We start from the raw sequence: 22,648 nt of genomic DNA on the forward strand, positions 1-22,648 counted from the left end.
GTGGTGAGCGGGCTTGCCCCGCGCTGGGCTGCGCAGCAGCCCCAATAAGAACCCCGCATTTTTCCAGATAGAACCCTGTGGCAGGTTTTAGGGCCGCTGCGCAGCCCAGCGCGGGGCAAGCCCGCTCACCACAGGGTTTATTACTGCCTGTAGGGAAGAGATGTTTCTAAGCCGGGTCCGCCTGTTCAGGCAACTCATACAAGTCCAGCGTCCGATCCAGGCGGCGGCGTGAAGCGAGGCTGAATCGAGTGGTGGATTTGGACTGTCTTTGATCATGGTAAAGCTCCTTCAAAATAGGCGCTGCCAGCATCACTTGCAGATGATGGGTGGCAACTGTGCGCGGGTCTGCAAGACCGAGGAAGGAGCATCCCGGCAGACCCAAAGGTCTCCCGCGCACAGCCACCAGAAAAACGATGGCCATGAAAAGCGCCACGATTATGAGCGCCAAACATAATTTCGGCGGGCTTGCAGTCCCGGTCACTGAATTGGCAGCGACTGGCGAAGGTTAGGTTCCGAGCGACAACCTGAAAGGCTTGTCAGAAAAATCCGAGTCGCTCGACCGGCGCTATCGCAGCGGTGCGGCGACCCGACAAGCCAGCCCCCACATTTGATCGCCACCAGCCATGGCAACGCGGTCAAATGTGGGAGCCGGGCTTGCCCGCGATGAGGCCCTCACAGCCAACAAAAAACCCGCTGACCCTCCAGGCCCAGCGGGTTTCTTGTTTTCACAACCAGCGAATCAAAAATCCGCCAACTGCCACACCTCATACGCCGGTGTCTCATACGGATGGCTCAGTTTCAACGCAGCCACGACGGCCACAATCAACTCATCCGCCACCACCAGCTCAACCTTCCATTCTTCAACCACTTCAACCTGCCCCACCTGTCCGATAAACGGCTGGCTGCCGTCCATCGCGCGAAATTGGCCCTGGCCCAGCACCTGCCAGGCGCAGCTGTCGTAGTTGCCGATGCGCCCGCCGCCGGCTGCGAAGACGGCGGTTTTCACCGTCTCCACATGGCTGTCGGGCACAAAGAAGCTGAACTTGTACACCGACTTAGTTCACCCAGACGCGAGCGTTACGGAACATGCGCATCCACGCGCCGTCTTCGTTCCACTCTTCCGGGCGCCACGAGTTTTGCACGGCGCGGAATACACGCTCCGGGTGCGGCATCATGATGGTCACGCGACCGTCGCGGCTGGTCAGCCCGGTGATCCCGCGCGGCGAGCCGTTCGGGTTGGCCGGGTAGCCTTCGGTGACCTTGCCGTGGTTGTCGACGAAACGCATCGCCACGCAACCCGACAGGTCGGCTTCCAGCAACGCTTCTTCGCTGGAAAATTCCGCATGGCCCTCACCGTGGGCGATGGCGATTGGCATGCGCGAACCGGCCATGCCCTGCAGGAAGATCGAGTTGGACTCCTGCACCTGAACCATCGCAACACGCGCTTCGAACTGCTCGGAACGGTTACGCACAAAGTGCGGCCAGAACTCACTGCCCGGGATCAGTTCGCTGAGGTTGGACATCATCTGGCAACCGTTGCACACACCCAGGGTGAAGCTGTCGTTACGTTCGAAGAAACCCTGGAACGCATCACGGGCACGGCTGTTGAACAGGGCCGATTTGGCCCAGCCTTCACCGGCACCCAACACGTCACCGTAGGAGAAACCACCGCAGGCTACGAGGCCTTTGAACTCGTTGAGGTCGACGCGACCGGCGAGGATGTCGCTCATGTGCACGTCGATCGCATTGAAGCCGGCACGGTCGAACGCAGCCGCCATTTCCACCTGGCCGTTGACGCCCTGCTCACGCAGTACGGCCACTTGTGGGCGGATGCCTTTCTTGATGTAAGGCGCGGCGATGTCCTGGTTGACGTCGAAGCTGAGTTTGGTGCTCAGGCCCGGGTTGTCTTCTTCCAGGATCACCTCGAATTCCTGCTCGGCGCAGTCGACGTTGTCCCGCAGGCGCTGGATCTGGTAGCTGGTCTCGGCCCACTGGCGTTGCAGCAGGCGGCGCTGGCCTTCAAACACGGTTTCGCCGTTGAAGACGATGTTGATTTCACCGTTGTTGATCGGCTGGCCAACCACCGCCACGCAGTCGCCCAGGCCAGCGGCGCTGAACTGTGCGAGTACGTCTGGCGTTGCGTCCTGGCGAACCTGGATCACGGCGCCCAGCTCTTCGTTGAACAGGATTGCAGCGATGTCGGCAGAAGTTTCTGCCAGGCCATCGAGGTTCAGGCTCAGGCCGCAGTGACCGGCGAAGGCCATTTCCACGGCGCTGGTCAGCAGACCACCATCGGAACGGTCGTGATACGCCAGCAGGTGACCGTCGGCGTTCAGGCCCTGGATCACCGCGAAGAAGGCCTTCAGGTCTTCGGCGTCATCGACGTCCGGGGCCTGTTTGCCGAGCTTGCCGTGCACCTGCGCGAGGATCGAGGCACCCATGCGGTTCTGGCCGCGACCGAGGTCGATCAGGATCAGGTCGGTGGTGCCCTTGTCCATGCGCAGTTGCGGGGTCAGGGTCTGGCGGATGTCGGTGACGGGCGCAAAGCCGGTGACGATCAGCGAGAGCGGCGAGGTGACGCTCTTGTCCACGCCTTCATCGTTCCAGCGCGTGGCCATGGACATCGAGTCCTTGCCCACCGGAATGGTGATGCCCAGCTCAGGGCACAGCTCCATACCGACCGCTTTGACGGTGTCGTACAGGCGCGCATCTTCACCCGGGTGGCCGGCAGCCGACATCCAGTTGGCCGACAGCTTGATGTCGGAGATCTTGGCGATACGTGAAGCCGCGATGTTGGTCAGGGTTTCGCCGATGGCCATGCGGCCAGACGCCGGGGCGTCCAGCAGGGCCAGCGGAGTGCGCTCGCCCATGGCCATGGCTTCACCGGTGTACACGTCGAAGCTGGTGGCGGTGACAGCAACGTCAGCCACCGGAACCTGCCACGGGCCGACCATTTGATCACGGGCAACCAGACCGGTAATGGTGCGGTCGCCGATGGTGATCAGGAAGCTTTTGCTGGCAACCGCCGGGTGGTGCAGTACGCGCTCCACGCAGTCGGCAATGGCCAGGGTCGACGGATCGAAATCATCGCCCAGTTCGCTTTCACGCACGGCCGAGCGGTGCATGCGCGGGGCTTTGCCCAGCAGCACTTCCAGCGGCATGTCTACCGGGCTGTTGCCGAAGTGGCTGTCGGTAACGGTCAGTTGCGGCTCGGCCGTGGCTTCGCCGACTACGGCAAACGGGCAGCGCTCGCGCTCGCAGATCGCCTGGAAGCGTTCGAAGTCGGCAGGGCCGACGGCCAGAACGTAGCGCTCCTGGGATTCGTTGCTCCAGATTTCGTGCGGGGCCATGCCCGGCTCGTCGTTTGGAATGTTGCGCAGTTCGAAACGGCCGCCACGCTCGCCATCGTTGACCAGTTCCGGGAAGGCGTTGGACAAACCACCGGCGCCGACGTCGTGGATGAAGCTGATCGGGTTCTTGTCACCCAACTGCCAGCAACGGTCGATGACTTCCTGGCAACGGCGTTCCATTTCAGGGTTTTCACGCTGCACGGAAGCGAAGTCCAGGTCGGCCGAGCTGGTGCCGGTGGCCATGGAGGAAGCTGCGCCGCCGCCCAGGCCGATCAACATCGCCGGGCCGCCGAGGACGATCAGCTTGGAGCCCACCAGAATTTCGGCTTTCTGTACGTGTTCGGCGCGGATGTTGCCCATGCCGCCGGCCAACATGATCGGCTTGTGGTAACCGCGCACTTCATCGCCACGCGGGGTGGTGATGGATTGTTCGAAAGTACGGAAGTAACCGGTCAGGGCCGGACGCCCGAATTCGTTGTTGAACGCGGCGCCGCCCAGCGGGCCTTCGATCATGATGTCCAGCGCGGTGACGATGCGCTCAGGCTTGCCGTACGGCACTTCCCACGGCTGTTCGAAGCCCGGGATCTGCAGGTTGGACACGGTGAAGCCGGTGAGGCCAGCCTTTGGCTTGGCGCCGCGCCCGGTTGCACCTTCGTCGCGAATCTCGCCGCCCGAACCGGTGGCTGCGCCCGGGAACGGGGCAATCGCGGTCGGGTGGTTGTGGGTCTCGACTTTCATCAGGATGTGCACCGGCTCCTGCACCGCACCGTACTGGCGGGTTTCAGGGTCCGGGAAGAAACGGCCGGCGACAGAGCCGACGATGACCGAGGCATTGTCTTTATAAGCCGACAGAACGCCTTCGCTGTGCATCACGTAGGTGTTCTTGATCATGCCGAACAGGCTTTTTTCCTGGCTCTGGCCGTCGATGTCCCAACTGGCGTTGAAGATCTTGTGACGGCAGTGCTCGGAGTTCGCCTGGGCAAACATCATCAGTTCGATGTCGTGCGGGTTGCGCTTCAAGCCGATGAAGGCGTTGACCAGGTAGTCGATTTCATCTTCCGCGAGGGCCAGGCCCAGCTCGGTGTTGGCTTTTTCCAGCGCGGCGCGGCCGCCACCGAGCACGTCAATCGCGGTCAGCGGCTTCGGCTCGGCGTGGCTGAACAGACCGGCGGCCTGTTCCAGCTGGCCGACGATGATCTGGGTCATGCGGTCGTGCAGGCTGCTGGCGATCAGCTCGGCCTCGGCGTCGCTGAACTGGCCGGCTACATAGAAGGCGATCCCGCGTTCCAGGCGCTGGATTTTTTCCAGGCCGCAGTTGCGGGCGATGTCGCTGGCCTTGCTCGACCAGGGCGAGATGGTGCCGAACCGTGGCAGGACCAGGAACAAGCGGCCGGTGGGCTCTTGAACGGGAACGCTGGGACCGTACTTCAGAAGGCGCGCCAGCACTTGCTGTTCGTCGGCGGTCAAAACGCCGGTAACGTCGGCGAAGTGAGCAAATTCAGCATACAAGCCACTGACAGAAGGTACCTTCTGGCTCAGTTGCTCAAGGAGTTTGCTGTGGCGAAAGGCAGAAAGGGCAGGAGCGCCGCGCAGGATCAACATCTTCGGGACAGCCTCGGGAAGGGGTGTGCTTTGAGGCCGTGCATTCTAGCGTAAACCGTCGCCAACGGCACCCGAAACGGCACCCGTGGCCGCTGCCGGACGTCAGTTGGCATAAATCGCATGATATCAGAGAGCCATATAGGCCATTCCTGGCAGTTATTTTAACCGTCACAATCGGCTGCCAACCCCCGTTTCTGCGGCCTGGAGCCTAGGTTTACGGGCGCTAGCAGACAAGTGCCCCGCTGTCGAGATATGGCGCTGCGGGTCCTTTGCGTATACTGCGCAGATGTTCTCCCCTACTGCTTTACGCCCGCGATGCGCCAAATGGCTCTTCGTTACCGGACTCTTCCTGCTGCTCAGCGCCTGTGTGGATAAACCCAACACGCTGGAGCGAATCAAGGAGGATGGCGTATTGCGGGTGGTCACCCGAAACAGCCCGGCCACGTATTTCCAGGACCGTAACGGCGAAACCGGTTTCGAATACGAACTGGTCAAGCGGTTTGCCGACGACCTGGGTGTAAAGCTGGAGATCCAGACCGCCGACAACCTCGACGACCTGTTCTCGCAGATCGGCAAACCCAACGGCCCGGTACTGGCCGCCGCGGGTCTGGTCAGCAGCGAGCAGCGTCGCCAAGAGGTGCGCTTCTCCCATCCATACCTGGAAGTCACCCCGCAGATCATCTATCGCAACGGCCAATCGCGCCCGACCACCGCGGCAGACCTGGTGGGCAAGAAGATCATGGTGCTCAAGGGCAGCACCCACGCCGAGCAACTGGCGGCGCTGAAAAAGCAATTTCCCGGGATTGAATACGAAGAGTCCGACGCCGTTGAGGTGGTCGACCTGCTGCGCATGGTGGACGAAGGCCAGATCGACCTGACCCTGGTGGACTCCAACGAAGTGGCGATGAACCAGGTGTACTTCCCCAACGTACGGGTGGCCTTTGACCTCGGCGACGCCAGCAACCAGGCGTGGGCCGTGGCGGCGGGTGATGACAACAGCCTGCTCAACGAGGTCAACAACTACCTCGACAAGGTTGAAAAGAACGGCACCCTGCAACGCCTGAAAGACCGCTATTACGGGCACGTCGATGTACTGGGTTATGTCGGCGCCTACACCTTTGCCCAGCATCTGCAGCAGCGCCTGCCCAAATACGAGAAACACTTTCGCGCCTACGCCAAGGAAGAAAAGGTCGACTGGCGATTGTTGGCGGCCATCGGTTATCAGGAATCACTCTGGCAACCGGCAGTCACCTCCAAGACCGGCGTACGCGGCCTGATGATGCTGACCCAGAACACCGCGCAGGCCATGGGCGTGTCCAACCGCCTGGACGCCAAGCAGAGCATCATGGGCGGCGCCAAGTACCTGGCCAAGATCAAGGATGAGCTGGACGACAAGATTGCCGAGCCGGACCGCACCTGGTTTGCCCTGGCAGCGTACAACGTCGGCACCGGCCACCTGGATGACGCGCGCAAGCTGGCCGAGAAAGAAGGCCTGAGCCCGAACAAGTGGCTGGACGTGAAAAAGATGCTGCCGCGCCTGGCGCAGAAGCAGTGGTACAGCAAGACGCGTTATGGCTATGCACGGGGCGGTGAGCCGGTGCACTTTGTGGCGAACATCCGGCGCTACTACGACATTCTGACGTGGGTGACGCAGCCGCAGCTGGAAGGCAACCAGGTGGTGGAAGGTAACCTGCATGTGCCGGGTGTGGACAAGACCAAGCCGACGGAAGAAACCCCGCAGCTCTAATCCCTCGATTCTCTAGACACCACAAAATACTGTGGGAGCCGGGCTTGCCCGCGATGGCGGGGTGTCAGCCAGCCTATGTATCGCTGACACACCGCCATCGCGGGCAAGCCCGGCTCCCACATTTGATCTCCTTTGATTTATAGAGCGGTGTTCAGGCCGGTAAGCAGGTGCACCACCCCACCCGCCAACACCATCACGCCCGGCACGCCCGCCGCCTTAAGCGCCTGCGCATCCAACCGCCCCGCGTCCTGCAGTTGCACCCGCACCCGGGTCAGTGCCACCCGCTGCTGCGACTTCAAATTATCCGCCCCGCCTAGCGCATTCAGCACGGCCGGTGCCAACTGTGTTTCGCTTGCTGGAGCCGCCTGCGGCGTTTCAAGCACCAGATCCGGCGTCAGGGCCTTCCAGAACGCCCGCTGAAATTTCTCGAACATGTCAGTTCTCCACAACCAATGAGGTTTCAACGGTAGCCGCGTGATACTCGCGCAACGTCTCGCGCACCTGTGACGCTTCTTCCAGGCCCAACACCTGGCGGGCGATGGATTGGCAGCTCGCCAGGTCCAGCTCGCGCACGGTGGCCTTGATGGTCGGAATCAACGGCACGCTGACCGACAACTCATCCACGCCCAGCCCAATCAACACCGGCACCGCCAGCGCTTCAGACGCCAGCGCGCCGCACACGCCCACCCACTTGCCATGGGCATGGGCCGCCTTGACGGTGGTGGCGATCAGGCGCAACACCGCTGGGTGAAAGCTGTCGGCCTGGCTGGCAAGACGCGGATGGTCGCGGTCCATGGCCAGGGTGTATTGGGTCAGGTCGTTGGTGCCGATCGAGAAGAAATCCACATGCGGCGCAAACAGGTCGGCCATCAGCGCCGCCGATGGCACTTCGATCATGATTCCCAGTTTCGGCACTTGCGTCAGCCCCAGGGCCAGCGCTTCCTCTTCAAGCATCTGCCGCGCCAGGCGCAGTTCCGAGAGCAGGCTGACCATCGGCAACATGATGTGCAAACGGGCGAAACCGGCACTGGCGAGGATCGCGCGAAATTGTTCGCGCAGCAGTTCCGGACGCTCCAGGCACAGGCGAATCCCGCGCAGGCCGAGGAACGGGTTGGTCTCGCTGTCCATCGGCACGTAGGCCAACGGCTTGTCTCCCCCGACGTCGAGCGTACGCACCACCAGGTTGCGGTCGGGTCCCAACGCGCGGGCGATCGCGCTGTAGGTGCCCGCCTGCTCTTCGGGACTCGGCGCGCGATTGCGGTCCAGGTAGAGGAATTCGGAGCGCAGCAAACCCACGCCTTCGCCCCCCAGGGACAGCGCTTGCTCCACCTCCTGCAACGACGCGACGTTGGCCGTCACTTCGACGTGATGACCGTCGCGGGTGGTGGCCGGCAACGAGGCTTGCCCCACTTCCCGCTGACGGCGCAGCACTTGTTGTTGGCGGGTGGCTTGCAGTTGTTCGATCTCGGCCAAGTTGGGGTTCAGGTGCAGCTCGCCCTTGTCGGCATCCAGCAGCACTTGCTTGCCGTTGACCAGTTCCAGCACCTGCGCTGGCACACCGCAAATTGCCGGCAAACCAAGGGCGCGGGCAAGGATTGCGACGTGGCTGGTGGCGCCGCCGCCAACCGTGACGAAGCCCAATACCTTGCGGGTGTCGAGGCTGGCGGTTTGCGAAGGCGTCAGCTGTTCAGCAATCAAAATCGCCTGCTCCGGCAAATTCCAGGCGCTGTCCTCAAGCCCGAGAATCAGCCTCAGCACCCGCTGGCCAACGTCGGCCAGGTCCGCAGCACGCTCGGCCAGCAAGGCATTGCCCAAGCCCTGAAAGAGCGTGGCGGTGGACTCGGTAGCGCTGCTCCAGGCGAAGGCTGCGCTTTTGCCCTGGTCCAGCAGGTCGCGGGTTTGCTCCAGCAAGGCCGGGTCGTCGAGCAGTTCCTGGTGAGCACGGAAAATCTCGGCCTGGGCGCTGCCGACGACTTTTTCCTGCAGGGCTTGCAGGGCCAGGTTCGCGTCACTCAGGGCGCGCATCAGGACGGCACGTTCCAGCGCCTCACCGTTGCCGGTCTCGGCGAAGGTCAGTGCCGGTTCTGTAACCTGCACCACCTGACCAAACGCCGAACCTGGCGACGCGCAAACACCACGCAACAAGGTCGCCGTTGAGTCGGGCGCCACAGGCTCGGCGGCCGGCTGATGAGCCGACACCGCTTCCCCGCAGCCATCCAGCAGCAAGGTCACCAATGCCTGGATCGCCGCTTCGGCATCGTCACCTGCCGCGCTGATTTGCAGGGTGTCGCCCTGCACCGTCTGCAACGCCATGATCCGCACCAGCGACTTGGCGTTGGCGCTCTCGGTTTGCCTGTGCAGGTAAATGCTCGATGTGAAACCTTTGGCCGCCTGGGCGAGCACGGCCGCCGGGCGCGCGTGCAGGCCGTTGGCGTTGGGCAGCGTCAGCGGTTTGGAGAACAGGGCCTGGCCCTCCTCCTCTTTCACCTCATCGGCAGTGGTTTGCCGCGTTACCCGCAGCAGCGGTTGCCCCACGTCCACCAGCCCCTGCTCAGGGATCAGCAGTTTGAAGGGCTCGCCACTGACTACGAGCATCAGGGTCAGCAGACTACGGGCGTTGAGCGCCACGTAGTCGGCATCGAATTCAATCAGCGGTTGCCCGGCTTCCACCCGCTGGCCTGCCTCGACCAATCGGGTGAAACCCTTGCCCGCGAGATTCACGGTATCCAGGCCGATGTGCATCAGCACCTGCACGCCGTTGTCGTCGGTGACACTCACCGCATGACCACTGTCCTGGATATTGCTGATTACCCCGGCCAGGGGCGCGCACAGGGTCTGCGAGGTCGGATCGATGCACAGGCCATCGCCGACCAGGCGGCTGGAGAACACCGGGTCAGGCACCTGGTCCAGGGCAAGTAGCACCCCGGACAACGGCGCCAGCAATTCCAGGGGTTGGGTTGTGGTCATGACTTCACCTGCTGTTTTGTTCTGTAAAAAACACCTGTAGGAGCCGGCTTGCCGGCGATGAGGTCGGTCGATAATGCGATGATTTCAAGGACGCCATCGCCGGCAAGCCGGGCTCCTACAGGGATTGTGTTATTTCCACCAATATTCGACTTGCACACCAACGTTGGAACCATGCAACGCCGTGCCGTAGCTGCCGGTGTCGGACAACGCCGAACCTGCCGCCAGTTCATTGGCCGCCCGCTTGGCCGCTTCGTTCCAGGTCGCGTAGGTGTAATACAACCGCACCTCAGGCCGCGCCCAAAAATCCGGGCCTTTGGGCGACCAGGTCGGGGCGAAGGTAAATTTGCTCAACTTGCGCGTGCCACCCGTGGCTTCGACCTGATCATGGCCAAGTTCGGTGACCAGCTTGAATTGCTCGGAGATGGCATAGGCCGGGCGTACGCCCACCGACATCCAGGTCTGGTCCTGGCTGCCGGGGCGAATGTCTTTCTGGTACACGGCCTCGATCTGCCCGCCAAATCGCGGGGTCACCTGCCAGTCAAAAAACTCCACCGCGCGGTAGCTCTTGCTGCTTTTATCAAGGAACGTGTCGCCGGTGTAGCCAAGGCCGGTGCCGGGGCCTTCGCCGTACTGCAAGGCGAACTTGTTGCGCCCACCGAGGAAGGGTTTTTGCACGTGCTGGGCGGTAATCGCCCAGCCGCTGTTGGTGTCACGGCCGCCGGCTTTTTCGATGTAGCTCAGGCCTAGTTCCAGCTCGCCATCGGTGTTGGTCTTGAAGCCACCAACGTTGAAATCGTGACGGGTGGCGTATTCCTTCTGGTACAGGTTGTCCTTGCGGGACAGCGCGTAGCTGTATTTCAGGTCGCCGATTTTCACGTCCTCGATCCCACCGCCCGTGGCGCTCTGGTTCCAGTAGTAGAAGTCGGAGATGTGGATGTCGTTTCGTTTGTAGTAACGCCGGCCGGCCCACAGCGAACCGCCGTTGAGGCTGGGGATGTTCGACCACTGCGCATACATCTGCGGCATGCGGGCCGAGCCGTTGTCTTCACCCTGGAACTTCAGCGCCCGGTCGTACTTGTTGTACAACGAGGCCATGGCGTCGACGCTGAACACCGAGCCGTCATCGAGGGTCAGCAGGTCCTGGCGAAGTTCGAGTTCGGCGTACTGCTCGCATTCGTTGCCCAGACGGTATTTCGATTGTGCCCCCGGCAACTGGAAGCACTGCTGCTTGCCACTGCCGGTTGAAGTCCCCGCGCCGCTGCGCAAATAGCCGGCAAATTCCAGCGCCTGCGCTGCCATCGGCAAGGTCAGGCAAGATGCAACGAGGCCCAGCTTTATTGTTGTTTTCATGAAGCACTCCACTATTTTTATTATGTTTTTTTAAAGCGCCCTGCGCTCCCACGCAGGGTTTAACGCGCCACATCCCGTAGCAGCTGTCGAGCACCAGCGAGGCTGCGTTGGCCGCACCGCCGCAATCACGCCAGGCGCAGACATCCAGTCGCGCCCGACGCAGCCTCGCTGGTGCTCGACAGTTGCTACGGCCTGGGTTTGGCGTCTCAGTCCTTGAGGTGCAGCACAAACGACTCATACGGGCGCAGCGAGACCTGGTTCGAGCGCTGTGGGCAGTCGTTGTAGTTGCTGATCAGCAGGCGTTGCTCGCGCGCCTCGGTCAGCAGGCCATCGGGCAATTCGATTTCGCACGGCGTGCCATAGAAGTTGTTCAGCACCAGCAGACGCTCGCCGTGCCCTTCGCGCAGGTACGCCCAGACCTGGGTGTGCTGCGCCAGCAGTTGGCGGTAAACGCCTTCCTGAATCAGCGGCTCGTGCCGACGCAGTTCGATCAGTGCACGGTAGTGATGCAGCACTGAGTGCGGGTCATCCAGCTGGCTTTGCACGTTGACTTGAGCGGCGTTGGCCGGGAGGCCGATCCACGGTTTGCCGCTGCTGAAACCGGCGTTTTTTTCGGCATTCCATTGCATCGGCGTGCGGCCGTTGTCGCGGGATTTTTGCATGATCGCTGCCATGCTCGACGCCTCGGACTCACCGGCCTCGCGCTTGAGCCGATAGATGTTCAGGGTCTCCACATCACGGTACTGGTCGATCGTGTCGAAGCCCGGATTGGTCATGCCCAGCTCTTCGCCCTGGTACACAAACGGCGTGCCCTGGAGGAAGTGCAATGCGGTGGCGAGCATCTTCGCCGAGACCACGCGGTGCTCGCCGTCATCCCCAAAACGCGAGACCACCCGTGGCTGGTCGTGGTTACACCAGAACAGCGCATTCCAGCCGCCACCGGCCTGCATGCCCAGTTGCCAATCCGACAAAATCTGCTTGAGTTGCAGGAAGTCGAAGTCGGCCGCGACCCACTTTTGCAGGTTCGGATAATCGACTTTCAGGTGGTGAAAGTTGAAGGTCATCGACAGTTCTTTGGACGCTGGGTTTGAATATCGAATGCAGTGCTCAAGGCTGGTGGACGACATCTCGCCGACGTTGATCAGGTCGTGCCCCTCGAATACTTCGCGGTGCATTTGCTGCAGGTATTGGTGCACGTTCGGGCCGTCGGTGTAGAAGCGCCGACCGTCGCTGTGGTCTTCCGGGAAATCCGCCGGTTTGGAGATCAGATTGATCACGTCCAGGCGGAAACCGCCCACGCCCTTGTCACGCCAGAAGCACATCAGCTTGAACACTTCGGCGCGCACCTTGGGGTTGTCCCAATTCAGGTCGGCCTGGGTGTGGTCGAACAGGTGCAGGAAGTACTGGCCGGTTTGCGCCTCGTACTCCCAGGCTGAACCGCCGAACTTGGATTCCCAGTTGTTCGGCTGGTCGCGCCAGATATAGAAGTCGCGATACGGGTTGTCGAGGCTGCTGCGCGCCTGCTGGAACCACTCGTGTTCGATGGAGGTGTGGTTGACTACGATGTCGAGCATCAGCGTGATCCCGCGCTTGGCGGCTTCGCTGATCAGCAGGTCGCAATCGGCCATGGTCCCGTAGCTGGGGTCGATGGCGTAGTAGTCGCTGATGTCGTAGCCATTGTCGCGCTGGGGCGAACGCAGGAACGGGGTGATCCACAGGCAGTCGACGCCCAGCCATTTCAGGTAATCGAGCTTGTCCACGATGCCCAGCAGGTCACCGGTGGCGTTACCCGCGTGGCTGTGGAAGCTTTTGGGGTAGATCTGGTAGATCACCGAGTGTTGCCAGTTTTGCATGGTGGGTTCCTTCAATAAGTTGTGTGCTGGCCTTGAGGGCCTTATCGCCGGCAAGCCGGCTCCTACAGGGGAGCGCAGTCAAAGGTAGGAGCTGGCTTGCCTGCGATAGCGCCAGATCAGGCGACCCTGTATCCAGGCCGGACAATCTTCATGCTCAGTGCACAGGTCAAAACAAACGGCACGACAATCGCGACGACCATGCCGATGACAAAGCTTGGGATGTACTGCGGGATGATCGAGATGAATCCGGGCAAGCCACCGACGCCGATGGCCGAGGCCTGGACCTTGTTCAGCGAGAGGAAAATGCTGCCCAGCGCCGAGCCGGTCAGGGCGGCGTAGAACGGAAACTTGAAGCGCAGGTTGACCCCGAACATCGCAGGCTCAGTGATGCCGAAGTAGGCAGATATCGCCGAGGTGGAGGCCATGCTTTTGTCCCGTGCATTGCGGCTCATGTAGAACACCCCGAGCGCCGCGCTGCCCTGGGCCAGGTTGGACATGACGATCATCGGCCAGATAAAGGTGCCGCCCTGGGTGGAGATCAGTTGCAGGTCCACCGCAAGAAACATGTGATGCATGCCGGTGATCACCAGCGGTGCGTACAGCAGGCCGAAAATTGCCCCGCCAACCATCGGCGCCAGGTCAAACAGAGTGACCACGCCTTCGGTGATCAGGATGCCGAGGTGGCGGGTCACCGGGCCGATGATCGCCAGCGCCAGCACACCGGTGACGACAATGGTGGTGATCGGCACCACCAGCAATTGAATCGCGTTCGGCACCCGCGCCCGCAGCCATTTTTCAATCACGCTCATTACGTAAGCGGCCAGCAGGATCGGCAGGATCTGCCCCTGGTAACCGACCTTCTCGATCTTGAACCAGCCGAAAATATCGAAGTACGGCAGGCTCTGGCCATCGAGACCGGCGACTGCCTTGCCGTAGTTCCAGGCGTTGAGCAAATCGGGGTGCACCAGCATCAGGCCGAGGACGATGCCGAGGATTTCACTGCCACCAAAGCGCTTGGCGGCCGACCAGCCCACCAGCGCCGGCAGGAACACGAACGAGGTGTTGGCCATCAGGTTGATCAGGCTCCACAGGCCATCCAGGTTCGGGTAGGCGTCGAGCAGGGTCTTGTCCGCGATAAACATGCCCTTGGCGCCCATCAGGTTGTTCACCCCCATGAGCAAGCCGGCAATGATCAGTGCCGGCAAAATCGGCATGAACACGTCGGAAAACACCCGCACCAGGCGCTGCATGGGGTTTATTTTGTCGGCGCTTTTCTGTTTCACATCAGCGATGGTCGACGCGGCGAGACCCGTTTGCTCACGCAGGGCGGCGTAGACCTTTTCCACTTCCCCGGGGCCGATCACGATCTGGAACAAGCCGCCGGTAAAGAACGAACCCTTGACCAGGTCAACCTGGTTCAACGCGCCGCTGTTGGCCAGGCTCGGGTCCTTGAGGGCCAGGCGCAGGCGGGTCACGCAGTGGGCCGCTTGCTCAAGGTTGTCGCTGCCACCGAGGTTCTTGAGAATCTCGTGGGCAATATTCGGATAGTCGTGGCTCATGCTTGGTATCCACTTTGGTTTTTTTTATTGGGGGCGGTCATAGGCAGCACGCCGAGGCCAAAAGTACTCGTCTGTACGAGTTAAATCAATAACTCGTCTGTACGAGTTTGAAAATGATTTATTTTCTGTTTTTTTAGTCAGAAATTTCCGAGTTCTACAATGGGTTGCATGGACAAACCCTATCGCTGCCACTAAGGTTCCTGCCTTGAACACCCACGTGGCACAGAGCCCTCCCCCATGAGCAAATACAACCAGATCTATACCGATCTGCTTGCCAACATCACCACCGAACGCCTGCAACGCGGCACGCGCCTGCCCTCCGAAACCGAACTGATGGACGCCTACCAGGCCAGCCGTGGCACGGTGCGCCGGGCGATTGAGCAATTGCAGGAGCGCGGGTTTGCGCAAAAGATCCACGGCAAGGGCACCTTCGTGCTGTCGCCCAACCCGATCGAGTTCCAGTTGGGCGGGATCGTCAGCTTTCGCGAGACCCATGCAGACCTGGGCGATGACGTCAGCACCGAAGTGGTGGAGTTCAGCCAGTTCCCGCTGGAAGGTGCGCTACTGCAACACATCGAGGCCGAAGCCGGCAGCCTGATCACCCGCGTCAAACGGGTACGGCGTATTGCCGGCAAACGGGTGATTCTCGACATCAACCACTTCGTCGCCGACCTGATTCCGGGGCTGGACCGGGAGATTGCCGAGCAGTCGATCTACGCGTTTATCGAACAGACACTACAGCTGCAAATCAGCTATGCCCAACGCACCATCGAAGCGCTGCCCCGGGGCAAGGATGATCAGTTGCATCTGGATCTGGATGGGCAAAGCCATGTGATTGTGGTGAGCAACCAGACGTTTTTGCAGGATGGACGGCAGTTCGAGTACACCGAGTCGCGGCATACGCTGGATAAGTTTTATTTTTCGGATATTGCGCGGCGGTAAACAAAGAGACGACTTGGCGAATCCTCTGAAAGCCCGGCGAAGTCAGTCGGGAAAATCACTCCGGCACAATACTCCTGGCCAGTCCGGCGGCCCATGCAGCGGCCATCTTTTCCCCCACCACTTCGAACGCTGGGTGGGTGCTTCGATACTCGGAAAGCTCCTCCATCGCGCGATTCATGCCCCGGTGCACTCTGGCTAGCAATTCGTTGCAGCGAGCCTCTGTCAAACCGCATGAGCTACGCCCGAACTGAACCAGCATCTTGCGCTTTGGCCAGGCTTTCGAGCCACCGAGCAACAGCCCCATGATGTCGTTGCCGTTGTACACGGTGGTGGTCACCAAGTCGTAAGCCGGGGCGAGCCACACGTCAGCATCTTCCGCACAGTTTTCATAAAGCAGGCCGAAGTTCTTCAGGTGCCCGTCACCATTCTGGATGCCGGCAGAGAGCGCCACCATCACGAAGAAGTCTTCCAGCGTCCTGGTTATGCGGCTTGGCGTAACAAAATACCGGATCAGCTTCGCGCATCCCTGATAACTGCCGTCGTACTTCTTAGCGGCTCCCCAACCCGATAGAACGCACATGTCCTCAAATCCGAGGTAGGCGCTTTCACCGATGTCGAACCGCTTCACCACCAGGAGCGTCCCCTGCTGGCTGAGCTGGAATTCAGGTACTTCAAGACCACAATGGAGTGCGGCCCGCATGCAGAAAAACTCATTGGCTGCCAGTTGCGGAAACTCTGACTCGTTGAACGCCTTCACCAGGTGCGTGGCGCCCCGATGGGTGAGACGTTCAATGTCGCAGGCCCTGTCGTCAACGTCGCGCACCAGCACCTTCGGTTGAACGCCCGATACTCCCGAGTAGGCTGCGTAGGTGTTCAGAAGGTCATTGAACAGATCTTGCGCCCCGTCATAGACCAACAGCTCCGCAAGCTTGACCTGAGGCAACGAGCCGCCGCCGGCTTCATTTGCAACACTGATGCGACCCAGTTGGTGAGGCCCCACGACGCCCAGCAACGCGAAGTCGTCAAAGCCGCGCATTGACTTGCTGAAACGTCGCACAAGCTCGTCCTTGAGATGCCCCTCGGGGATGTTCATCTCGAACAACGGGTGGATTCCATACTCCCAGTTGTAGCTTTCCAGGCGCACCGGCATGGTCAAGGAAACGGCGTTCTCGTCGGCTACTCCCTCGCTATATGAGAAGACCGAATCTCGCCGATTTTCCTCACGTCGCCCGAGCGTTCCGGTAAGCACGCCGCCAGCGCCGATATACAGCCGGTCACTTTGACTAGTCATGGACGTTTCCTGATTTCAGTTCATCGAGGGTCTTGCGCCGACGCATGGGGATGGCGGTCAGTTCATATCCCAAGCCTTCAAGGATGGCTGCGACCTTGCGAATCCCTACTTCAGGTACGGTGTTGTTCTCAATCCCCGAAATGGTTGCGCGACTCATGCCGTGGCGCTGCGCGAGCTGGCTTTGTGAAAGGCCAGCGGCTTTGCGGAGATTCTTGATGAGTATTCCTAAATCGCGCACTTATTTGCATCCTATACAATGCATAAATGGATAAAATCACATACATGAACCGTATACGATGCAAATCGTGTTGAATAGTCCTTTATCCGTCTAAATGACCAAGTGCGACTCTCGCTTAAACATTCGCATCCCGGAAAAACGTGACGTCTATGGTTTCCACCGCAAGCAGGGCCATGCCCCACGTGAAGCGACGGCAATCACCCAGCACGCCAACCGATTTCACCGACTGGAACTCCACAAACGCCTGTCTGATTTTATGGGAACTCACCGACCTGTAAGGCACACTTGGCTAATCGTACCGCCACTTGTATGGTCGCTTAACCGCCCCTCATATTCTGACGAAGCAGCTTGTTACCGTTGAGATACGCAGCGATCTGACAAACAGATAAAACCTTTCGTAGAATGCCTTCGTGGCTATGGAACACCTTCCTTCTAACCTCTGATGACCTAGGGGTTCCGCTCTCCACACCGCGCCTGCTTCTTGCAGGCGTTTTTACATCAGTTGCAGAACAATGCTGCAGCTCGTCCACGACGGCGGCCAAGGGAGAAAATCAAGCATGAATCAGGAGCTGTTCCTGCGTCGCCGTAGCAAAGTTCACGTCCCGACGGGCACTGGCGGTGCCACGCGCGCTCAGGTCGCGTCGGCTGTCCGGGAAATCGCGGCGTTCCGATGCGTACTATCAGAACCTCTGATTGAGCAAATCGGCATGTTGTCAGCGACAGAACTCAAGTACTGGATGCGCGAAATTGTCGGAGTCCTTCGGCGGAAAAATGGCACTCATGTACACCACAGGCCATTTTATCCAGACTTTCCAGAGCAGGTTCTGGCGGCCTCAGAGGCGGAGTTGTACCTTAACGCCGTCATACACTACCTCACGCGTTGGCGTTTATCCCCAACTGAACACCATCGACCTGCGATGCTTGAAGGCAATTTCATGTCCCGCGTTATCGAACCGGGAAGCGTCTCTGAATTCGAGTCACTGCTTGAGCCGCTGGTTTCATCGCGCACCTCGCTCTGCGAAGAGGAAACTGCCGATGTCGTCTGGTTTATCCGAAAGTACAAAAGCAATGTGTTCCGTCTGCTACCAGAGACCGTTCCGTTCCGGGAGATCCGTGCACAGGTTGGCGGCGCACTTATCCTGCATGTCGCCGGTGATGCACGGGTAGACGAATTCCTGGAGCGAAACGTCGAAACGGCGACTGATGTACTACGACTCGCGGTCGCGCTAAGTGGAGGAGACGTGTCACTGACGGCAGCTTCGACACGTTTCAAAGCGATGAAGCGCTCAATGCGCCGTCTGCTTTTGCGCCATCTCGACCAAATACCTAACGCTGCAGAAGACGTAATGCGACATGTTGAGCGATGGAAGCGCCTGGCCGAAGTACTGCATCCGGGCGACTACGCCGATAAGTACCCACGAGCACTAGCCGCCATAACGGCTGCACGTCGCAACGAAGCACCAGACTCATTCGGATCACGTGTCGAAACATTGCTTGCCCAGCGTCACATCTCCACGCTTATGCCCATACTACAGAGCCGTCCTGGTGAGTTCGCACGACGGCTGGACGCGACCCTGAGGCACTCGACGGAACCAGAGTCGGTTCTCGACGCGTTCGAAACGGTTGCGACGCAGGTGTCCTCACCTGTCCTGCTGCAGTTGCTGGCCCAGTTACGTGCGTCGCGCCCCCTCCCCCTGCGAGCCTTCACACCTAAAGGTGCATTTGCCAAAATCTATGGCATCAGTGATCGACGCGAACCTATCACTCCCGACGTGTTGGCTCGTGCAGCCAGAATCTGCGAGGGCGCTCTCGTTACGCGTTTTTCGTCACTACCGCCACTAGGCCGCTGCTTCATCGATCCAGCATTACGCGAATACAGGGTGCCGTTGGCGCAGCGTGCCTCATCGAAATCTCTACGCACGCTCGTGCGGGGCAGTCGGTTACCTATGCCTGACACACGTTTCATTCGCCTGTTCCTGTGGTGGAAGAACGGCCGTGAACGCACTGACATCGACTTGTCCGCAGCATTTTTCGACGCCAACTTCGTATTCAAACAGACGGTCGCGTACTACAACTTGAAGGGCTTCGGCGGCTACCACAGTGGCGACATCGTCGACGCGCCCGAAGGGGCTTCGGAGTTCATCGACCTTGACCTCAATGTCCTCGTCGAAAAGGGTATCCGCTATGTCGTCACGTCTATCAACTCATTCACCGAACAGCCGTACTGCGATCTTCCAGAATGCTTCGCAGGCTGGATGGCTCGCTCCGACGCAGCGTCGGGTGAAGTATTCGAGCCGCGCTCTGTATTCGACCGTATCGATATCGCATCCGACACAGGGATCTGTCTGCCCTTCGTGATGGACTTGCAAGAACGACGCATGATTTGGGCTGATCTGGGGCTGACTTCATCTGCGCGCTGGAACAACGTCCAGAACAACCTCAGTGGCGTATCGTTGATGCTGAGAGCCTTGGTACATTCACCAAGGCCGGATTTGGAGACCCTGTTCGATTTGCATGTTCGAGCACGGGGGGAACGAGTAGCCACACCGCAACAGGCAATGGCGGTGTTTGCGCCTGATCAGGGGATAACACCGTTCGATACGGATTTAATTCGATCACAGTTTCTCTAATACCTACGCTAGCCTTAGCCGTTCATTGGAGACGAAAACTCTGGCTTCGGAGCGTTCTACCCAAAAACAAAAATGCCAGTCAGCATAACTGACTGGCATTGGCCAAAACCCTTCCTGCGCTACTGCGAATCTAGCGCTGCACTCTAGTCAGTGCCGGGTGCCCTGTTGTTCCCACTCCATTATAAATTACAAAATAAAAACTAACTATTACAGCAACTTATAAATAATAAATATAAAAGAACCATAAAAAATACCAAATTAGTTCCTACTCCCAACCCGAGGTCGGTTAGCAGCCCAGCCAGACCAACGCCACTACACTTTCGGGCCGTGGTAACCACGCCCACCATTAAAACTTTTTCCCAGCCTATGGTTTAGATTTGAGCTGCCACTGACTGCGCTCCAAAGCCTTCCTTTTTGTAGCCAACGCTTTCGAAGAGCGCGGCGACCGTCTCCCCGACCCTGACCAGAAGCTCTGCGGACGGATTCTCTTTTGGCGTGTACAGGAATTTTCCATCTATGACGTCGAGCGAGTGAGCGACGTGACGGCACTGAACGTCGAAACAGCCTCGGTCAGTAATGCCTCGTCCGAACAATTGATTTCTACGAACACAGCAAGGCCTACATCATAGACGTAGAGGCCTTGGCCAGCGTGATAACCGCCCACCCCATAGCGACCGAACGTGATGGTCAGTGACAGACGCCCAATCACTCCACTTCTTGGCTTCTCAAGTGATAACGTGGATGTAATGATGGCACTCCGTTACTCCTACCTCCAGCCCGTGACACATCTGCCATTCCTCACCTTCAGGGGAAACAGTCAAATTCTATCCCTACGGCATTCTGACCACGATGCAATTTTATCAATGAGCACGGGACAAACCCAGGACATTGTAAGACATTAATTTGTTGATTTTTGTCTTTTAAGTGATTAGTGTGTGTCTTACCAAAGGACAAAAATGGCTTCTGATATGTCTGTAACGATCAATCTCCGCAAGCTCGAATACAGCCCCTTGGCTAATCCTCTGCTTGAACCCACAGAGGTGACAGTTAAGAGGCGATACGTGAAAACGGGCACGTCAGAAGAAATTGTGAGTACGCGCCCAGGAGAAACTCGCCAGACGGCTGCGGCGATCTACATCGTAGATGAACGTGACGACGCATCTTTCGTGAAAGTTTTTGCCGATGGTGTCGCCGCGGCATTCGACCTTGGACGCACGGCATCGCGGGTCTTTCAACTGGTCTTACAGGAGTACGAACGAGCACCTATGTGTCAGGGATTTGCCGAAAGCATCGAGCTAGCGTGGTTCAATGATGGCCTGTCAGGCAGGTCAGTAGACATGAGCGAAAAGACTTTCCAGAGAGGCCTTAAGGAACTTCTTGCCAAACAGTTTCTGGCCCCACGCACGCCCTCCACATTCTGGGTAAATCCTGCGCTATTTTTCAAAGGCGACAGAGTGAAATTCATAACTGAATACCGTAGGGAAGTTTCTAAAGAGTCCAGATCCCCATTAGGCTAGACAAATAGGGGATTTCCAATGACTAAGATATCTGTCTGCGCAGGATAAATTAGTTTCTAAGTTAATTTTTTAGCGACTCTCATAAAACCTTTAAAAGTATTGGGTAAGAAAATGCAATATTCAGTGTTAGATACATTTGCAGGCGCTGGTGGTTTCAGTCTTGGTTTTGAGTTAGCTGGCGCAAAGGTGATTGGAGCAATAGAAACGGATAGCTGGGCGTGTGAAACTTTTAAATTTAATCACCCTGAAGCCAGGGTTATCAAATCCGACATTTCTTTACTATCTGACGAAGAAATAATTGAAGCATTCAGCGAGTTTAGCCCGGATATAATACTGGGTGGGCCACCATGCCAAGGATTTTCTATATGCAATAAAAATAGTGGCGACTCAAAAGACCCTAGGAACTCACTTTTTGAAGAGTTCATCAGAGTCGGCAGTCTATTAAACCCTAAAATCATGATTATGGAAAACGTACCAAATATAATCAAGGCTCGCACCGACAGTAACGAATTAGTAATTGATATTATAAAAAAAGAGCTGGAGCGCATTGGTTATCACGTAAACTATAAAATACTTGAGGCTACGGATTACGGCGTACCTCAGATAAGAAAACGATTAGTTGTTGTTGCGTCTAAAATGATACTTAAAAATCCATTTCCAGATGCAACACACACCACAAATGCAGACACCTCTCTTTTTGACAGCCATCTTAAAAAATGTCCAACATTATGGGATGCTATTTCGGACATGCCCGATATTGAAGCAAGAGAAGGCGCTGAAATTTCCAGCTATACATATGGGATACAGAACGAATATCAAAGATTTCTGCGAGAAGGCTCTGATAAGCTTTATAACCATAAAGCAATGAACCATTCTTCGAGAATCGTTGAACGATTCTCATCGATGAGCTGTGGAGATTCTATATCTAATGTACCAGCACATTTGAGACCATTAAAAAGAAACAGTACTGAATTTTCAGACAAGGTCTATGATCAAAACAATCGAAGAATGCACCCTGATAGGCAGTGCCATACTGTGCCAGCGTCTTTTTATGCTAATTTTGTGCATCCTTTCAAAAATAGAAATTTTACTGCTCGTGAAGGTGCGCGAATTCAGTCTTTCCCTGACTGGTATGTATTTAAAGGCAAGCCGACTGTCGTTAGTCAAAAGCTTTTGCATAGAGAAGGGCGATTAGAGGAAAAGCACCTAGGTCAATATAATCAGATTGGCAACGCAGTTCCTCCGCTCATGGCTAGAGCTATAGCAATTAACATAATCAAGCAGCTTAATGGTGATTAAATGTACATACATGGATTAAATTTAAGCACCAAAGAAAGCCACAAAACCAAGTACATGGATGACTTATCTATCACCTATATTAGGGAAATCAGAGATCGCTACGAGCTCTGGAAGACGGAAAACCATGAACTCAAAGGACCTCTTCCTGGCGTTACAGAAAATGACGCTGAAATAATTAAAAAAAGAGTCGCATTACTGAATGATGGCGGTTGCAGGAGCTGAGTGCAACACGGTCATTGAATTGAAGCTGGAGCATCATGCCGCATAGCCATGGCCTTCTGCATCACCTCGCCCATAACTTCG

General features: G+C 58.0%; 16 protein-coding genes. 5 read left to right on the forward strand and 11 right to left on the reverse strand.

Annotation, left to right across the window (positions count from 1 at the left end):
* Nucleotides 1-166: 166 nt before the first annotated feature.
* The 3 genes from ACZRN6_RS35240 to purL all read right to left on the reverse strand — a co-directional run bounded on the left by ACZRN6_RS35240 (nucleotide 167) and on the right by purL (nucleotide 4,952).
* A complete protein-coding gene (locus ACZRN6_RS35240) occupies nucleotides 167-421 on the reverse strand; it encodes a hypothetical protein (RefSeq protein WP_464009901.1) in 255 nt (84 codons plus the stop codon).
* Nucleotides 422-739: 318 nt separating this feature from the next.
* Nucleotides 740-1,051, reverse strand: a complete 312-nt coding sequence (locus tag ACZRN6_RS35245) for a YqfO family protein (protein ID WP_322143411.1) — start codon at nucleotides 1,049-1,051, stop codon at nucleotides 740-742.
* Nucleotides 1,052-1,055: 4 nt separating this feature from the next.
* A complete protein-coding gene (purL, locus tag ACZRN6_RS35250; protein WP_464009902.1) occupies nucleotides 1,056-4,952 on the reverse strand; it encodes a phosphoribosylformylglycinamidine synthase in 3,897 nt (1,298 codons plus the stop codon).
* A gap of 286 nt (nucleotides 4,953-5,238) precedes the next feature.
* Here purL and mltF point away from each other — a divergent pair, with 286 nt between their 5' ends.
* A complete protein-coding gene (mltF, locus tag ACZRN6_RS35255) occupies nucleotides 5,239-6,699 on the forward strand; it encodes a membrane-bound lytic murein transglycosylase MltF (protein WP_322143409.1) in 1,461 nt (486 codons plus the stop codon).
* Nucleotides 6,700-6,836: 137 nt separating this feature from the next.
* Here the strand turns inward: mltF and ACZRN6_RS35260 are convergent, their stop codons facing one another.
* The 5 genes from ACZRN6_RS35260 to treP form a co-directional block, all read right to left on the reverse strand.
* Complete coding sequence (locus ACZRN6_RS35260) at nucleotides 6,837-7,133, reverse strand: PTS transporter subunit EIIB (protein ID WP_322143408.1); 297 nt, start codon at nucleotides 7,131-7,133, stop codon at nucleotides 6,837-6,839.
* A gap of 1 nt (nucleotide 7,134) precedes the next feature.
* On the reverse strand, nucleotides 7,135-9,666 hold the full coding sequence (gene ptsP / locus ACZRN6_RS35265) for a phosphoenolpyruvate--protein phosphotransferase (RefSeq protein ID WP_464009903.1): 2,532 nt from the start codon (nucleotides 9,664-9,666) through the stop codon (nucleotides 7,135-7,137).
* A gap of 129 nt (nucleotides 9,667-9,795) precedes the next feature.
* On the reverse strand, nucleotides 9,796-11,016 hold the full coding sequence (locus tag ACZRN6_RS35270; protein WP_464009904.1) for a carbohydrate porin: 1,221 nt from the start codon (nucleotides 11,014-11,016) through the stop codon (nucleotides 9,796-9,798).
* A 206-nt stretch (nucleotides 11,017-11,222) separates the two neighbouring features.
* A complete protein-coding gene (gene treC, locus ACZRN6_RS35275; protein WP_464009905.1) occupies nucleotides 11,223-12,869 on the reverse strand; it encodes an alpha,alpha-phosphotrehalase in 1,647 nt (548 codons plus the stop codon).
* A gap of 116 nt (nucleotides 12,870-12,985) precedes the next feature.
* On the reverse strand, nucleotides 12,986-14,428 hold the full coding sequence (gene treP, locus ACZRN6_RS35280; RefSeq protein ID WP_464009906.1) for a PTS system trehalose-specific EIIBC component: 1,443 nt from the start codon (nucleotides 14,426-14,428) through the stop codon (nucleotides 12,986-12,988).
* Between the two features lie 237 nt (nucleotides 14,429-14,665).
* Here treP and treR point away from each other — a divergent pair, with 237 nt between their 5' ends.
* Nucleotides 14,666-15,370, forward strand: coding sequence for a trehalose operon repressor (gene treR / locus ACZRN6_RS35285; RefSeq protein ID WP_322143403.1), 705 nt, complete (start codon nucleotides 14,666-14,668; stop codon nucleotides 15,368-15,370).
* A gap of 55 nt (nucleotides 15,371-15,425) precedes the next feature.
* Here the strand turns inward: treR and ACZRN6_RS35290 are convergent, their stop codons facing one another.
* The 3 genes from ACZRN6_RS35290 to ACZRN6_RS35300 form a co-directional block, all read right to left on the reverse strand.
* Nucleotides 15,426-16,661: a type II toxin-antitoxin system HipA family toxin gene (locus ACZRN6_RS35290; protein ID WP_464009907.1), complete on the reverse strand. Its 1,236-nt coding sequence runs from the start codon at nucleotides 16,659-16,661 to the stop codon at nucleotides 15,426-15,428.
* Nucleotides 16,654-16,899: a helix-turn-helix domain-containing protein gene (locus tag ACZRN6_RS35295; protein ID WP_322143401.1), complete on the reverse strand. Its 246-nt coding sequence runs from the start codon at nucleotides 16,897-16,899 to the stop codon at nucleotides 16,654-16,656. The genes ACZRN6_RS35290 and ACZRN6_RS35295 overlap by 8 nt, the downstream gene beginning before the upstream one ends.
* A gap of 115 nt (nucleotides 16,900-17,014) precedes the next feature.
* Nucleotides 17,015-17,182, reverse strand: coding sequence for a GMP synthase (glutamine-hydrolyzing) (locus tag ACZRN6_RS35300; RefSeq protein ID WP_464009908.1), 168 nt, complete (start codon nucleotides 17,180-17,182; stop codon nucleotides 17,015-17,017).
* Between the two features lie 274 nt (nucleotides 17,183-17,456).
* On the opposite strand from ACZRN6_RS35300, the gene ACZRN6_RS35305 reads away from it, so the two are divergent.
* The 3 genes from ACZRN6_RS35305 (at nucleotide 17,457) to ACZRN6_RS35315 (ending at nucleotide 22,345) form a co-directional block, all read left to right on the forward strand.
* Nucleotides 17,457-19,529, forward strand: coding sequence for a TerD family protein (locus ACZRN6_RS35305; RefSeq protein ID WP_464009909.1), 2,073 nt, complete (start codon nucleotides 17,457-17,459; stop codon nucleotides 19,527-19,529).
* Nucleotides 19,530-20,485: 956 nt separating this feature from the next.
* Nucleotides 20,486-21,046, forward strand: coding sequence for a hypothetical protein (locus ACZRN6_RS35310; protein ID WP_464009910.1), 561 nt, complete (start codon nucleotides 20,486-20,488; stop codon nucleotides 21,044-21,046).
* A gap of 111 nt (nucleotides 21,047-21,157) precedes the next feature.
* Nucleotides 21,158-22,345, forward strand: coding sequence for a DNA cytosine methyltransferase (locus ACZRN6_RS35315; RefSeq protein WP_322143398.1), 1,188 nt, complete (start codon nucleotides 21,158-21,160; stop codon nucleotides 22,343-22,345).
* The last annotated feature ends 303 nt before the right edge of the window (nucleotides 22,346-22,648 follow it).

The organism is Pseudomonas sp. A125, assembly GCF_055409485.1.

What these genes read in the sequence shown, in the direction of transcription:
- ACZRN6_RS35240 (WP_464009901.1), bottom strand. Translation starts at nt 421, where the DNA reads ATGGCCATCGTTTTTCTGGTGGCTGTGCGCGGGAGACCTTTGGGTCTG.
- purL (WP_464009902.1), bottom strand. Translation starts at nt 4,952, where the DNA reads ATGTTGATCCTGCGCGGCGCTCCTGCCCTTTCTGCCTTTCGCCACAGC.
- mltF (WP_322143409.1), top strand. Translation starts at nt 5,239, where the DNA reads ATGTTCTCCCCTACTGCTTTACGCCCGCGATGCGCCAAATGGCTCTTC.
- ACZRN6_RS35260 (WP_322143408.1), bottom strand. Translation starts at nt 7,133, where the DNA reads ATGTTCGAGAAATTTCAGCGGGCGTTCTGGAAGGCCCTGACGCCGGAT.
- ptsP (WP_464009903.1), bottom strand. Translation starts at nt 9,666, where the DNA reads ATGACCACAACCCAACCCCTGGAATTGCTGGCGCCGTTGTCCGGGGTG.
- ACZRN6_RS35270 (WP_464009904.1), bottom strand. Translation starts at nt 11,016, where the DNA reads ATGAAAACAACAATAAAGCTGGGCCTCGTTGCATCTTGCCTGACCTTG.
- treC (WP_464009905.1), bottom strand. Translation starts at nt 12,869, where the DNA reads ATGCAAAACTGGCAACACTCGGTGATCTACCAGATCTACCCCAAAAGC.
- treP (WP_464009906.1), bottom strand. Translation starts at nt 14,428, where the DNA reads ATGAGCCACGACTATCCGAATATTGCCCACGAGATTCTCAAGAACCTC.
- treR (WP_322143403.1), top strand. Translation starts at nt 14,666, where the DNA reads ATGAGCAAATACAACCAGATCTATACCGATCTGCTTGCCAACATCACC.
- ACZRN6_RS35290 (WP_464009907.1), bottom strand. Translation starts at nt 16,661, where the DNA reads ATGACTAGTCAAAGTGACCGGCTGTATATCGGCGCTGGCGGCGTGCTT.
- ACZRN6_RS35305 (WP_464009909.1), top strand. Translation starts at nt 17,457, where the DNA reads ATGAATCAGGAGCTGTTCCTGCGTCGCCGTAGCAAAGTTCACGTCCCG.
- ACZRN6_RS35310 (WP_464009910.1), top strand. Translation starts at nt 20,486, where the DNA reads ATGGCTTCTGATATGTCTGTAACGATCAATCTCCGCAAGCTCGAATAC.
- ACZRN6_RS35315 (WP_322143398.1), top strand. Translation starts at nt 21,158, where the DNA reads ATGCAATATTCAGTGTTAGATACATTTGCAGGCGCTGGTGGTTTCAGT.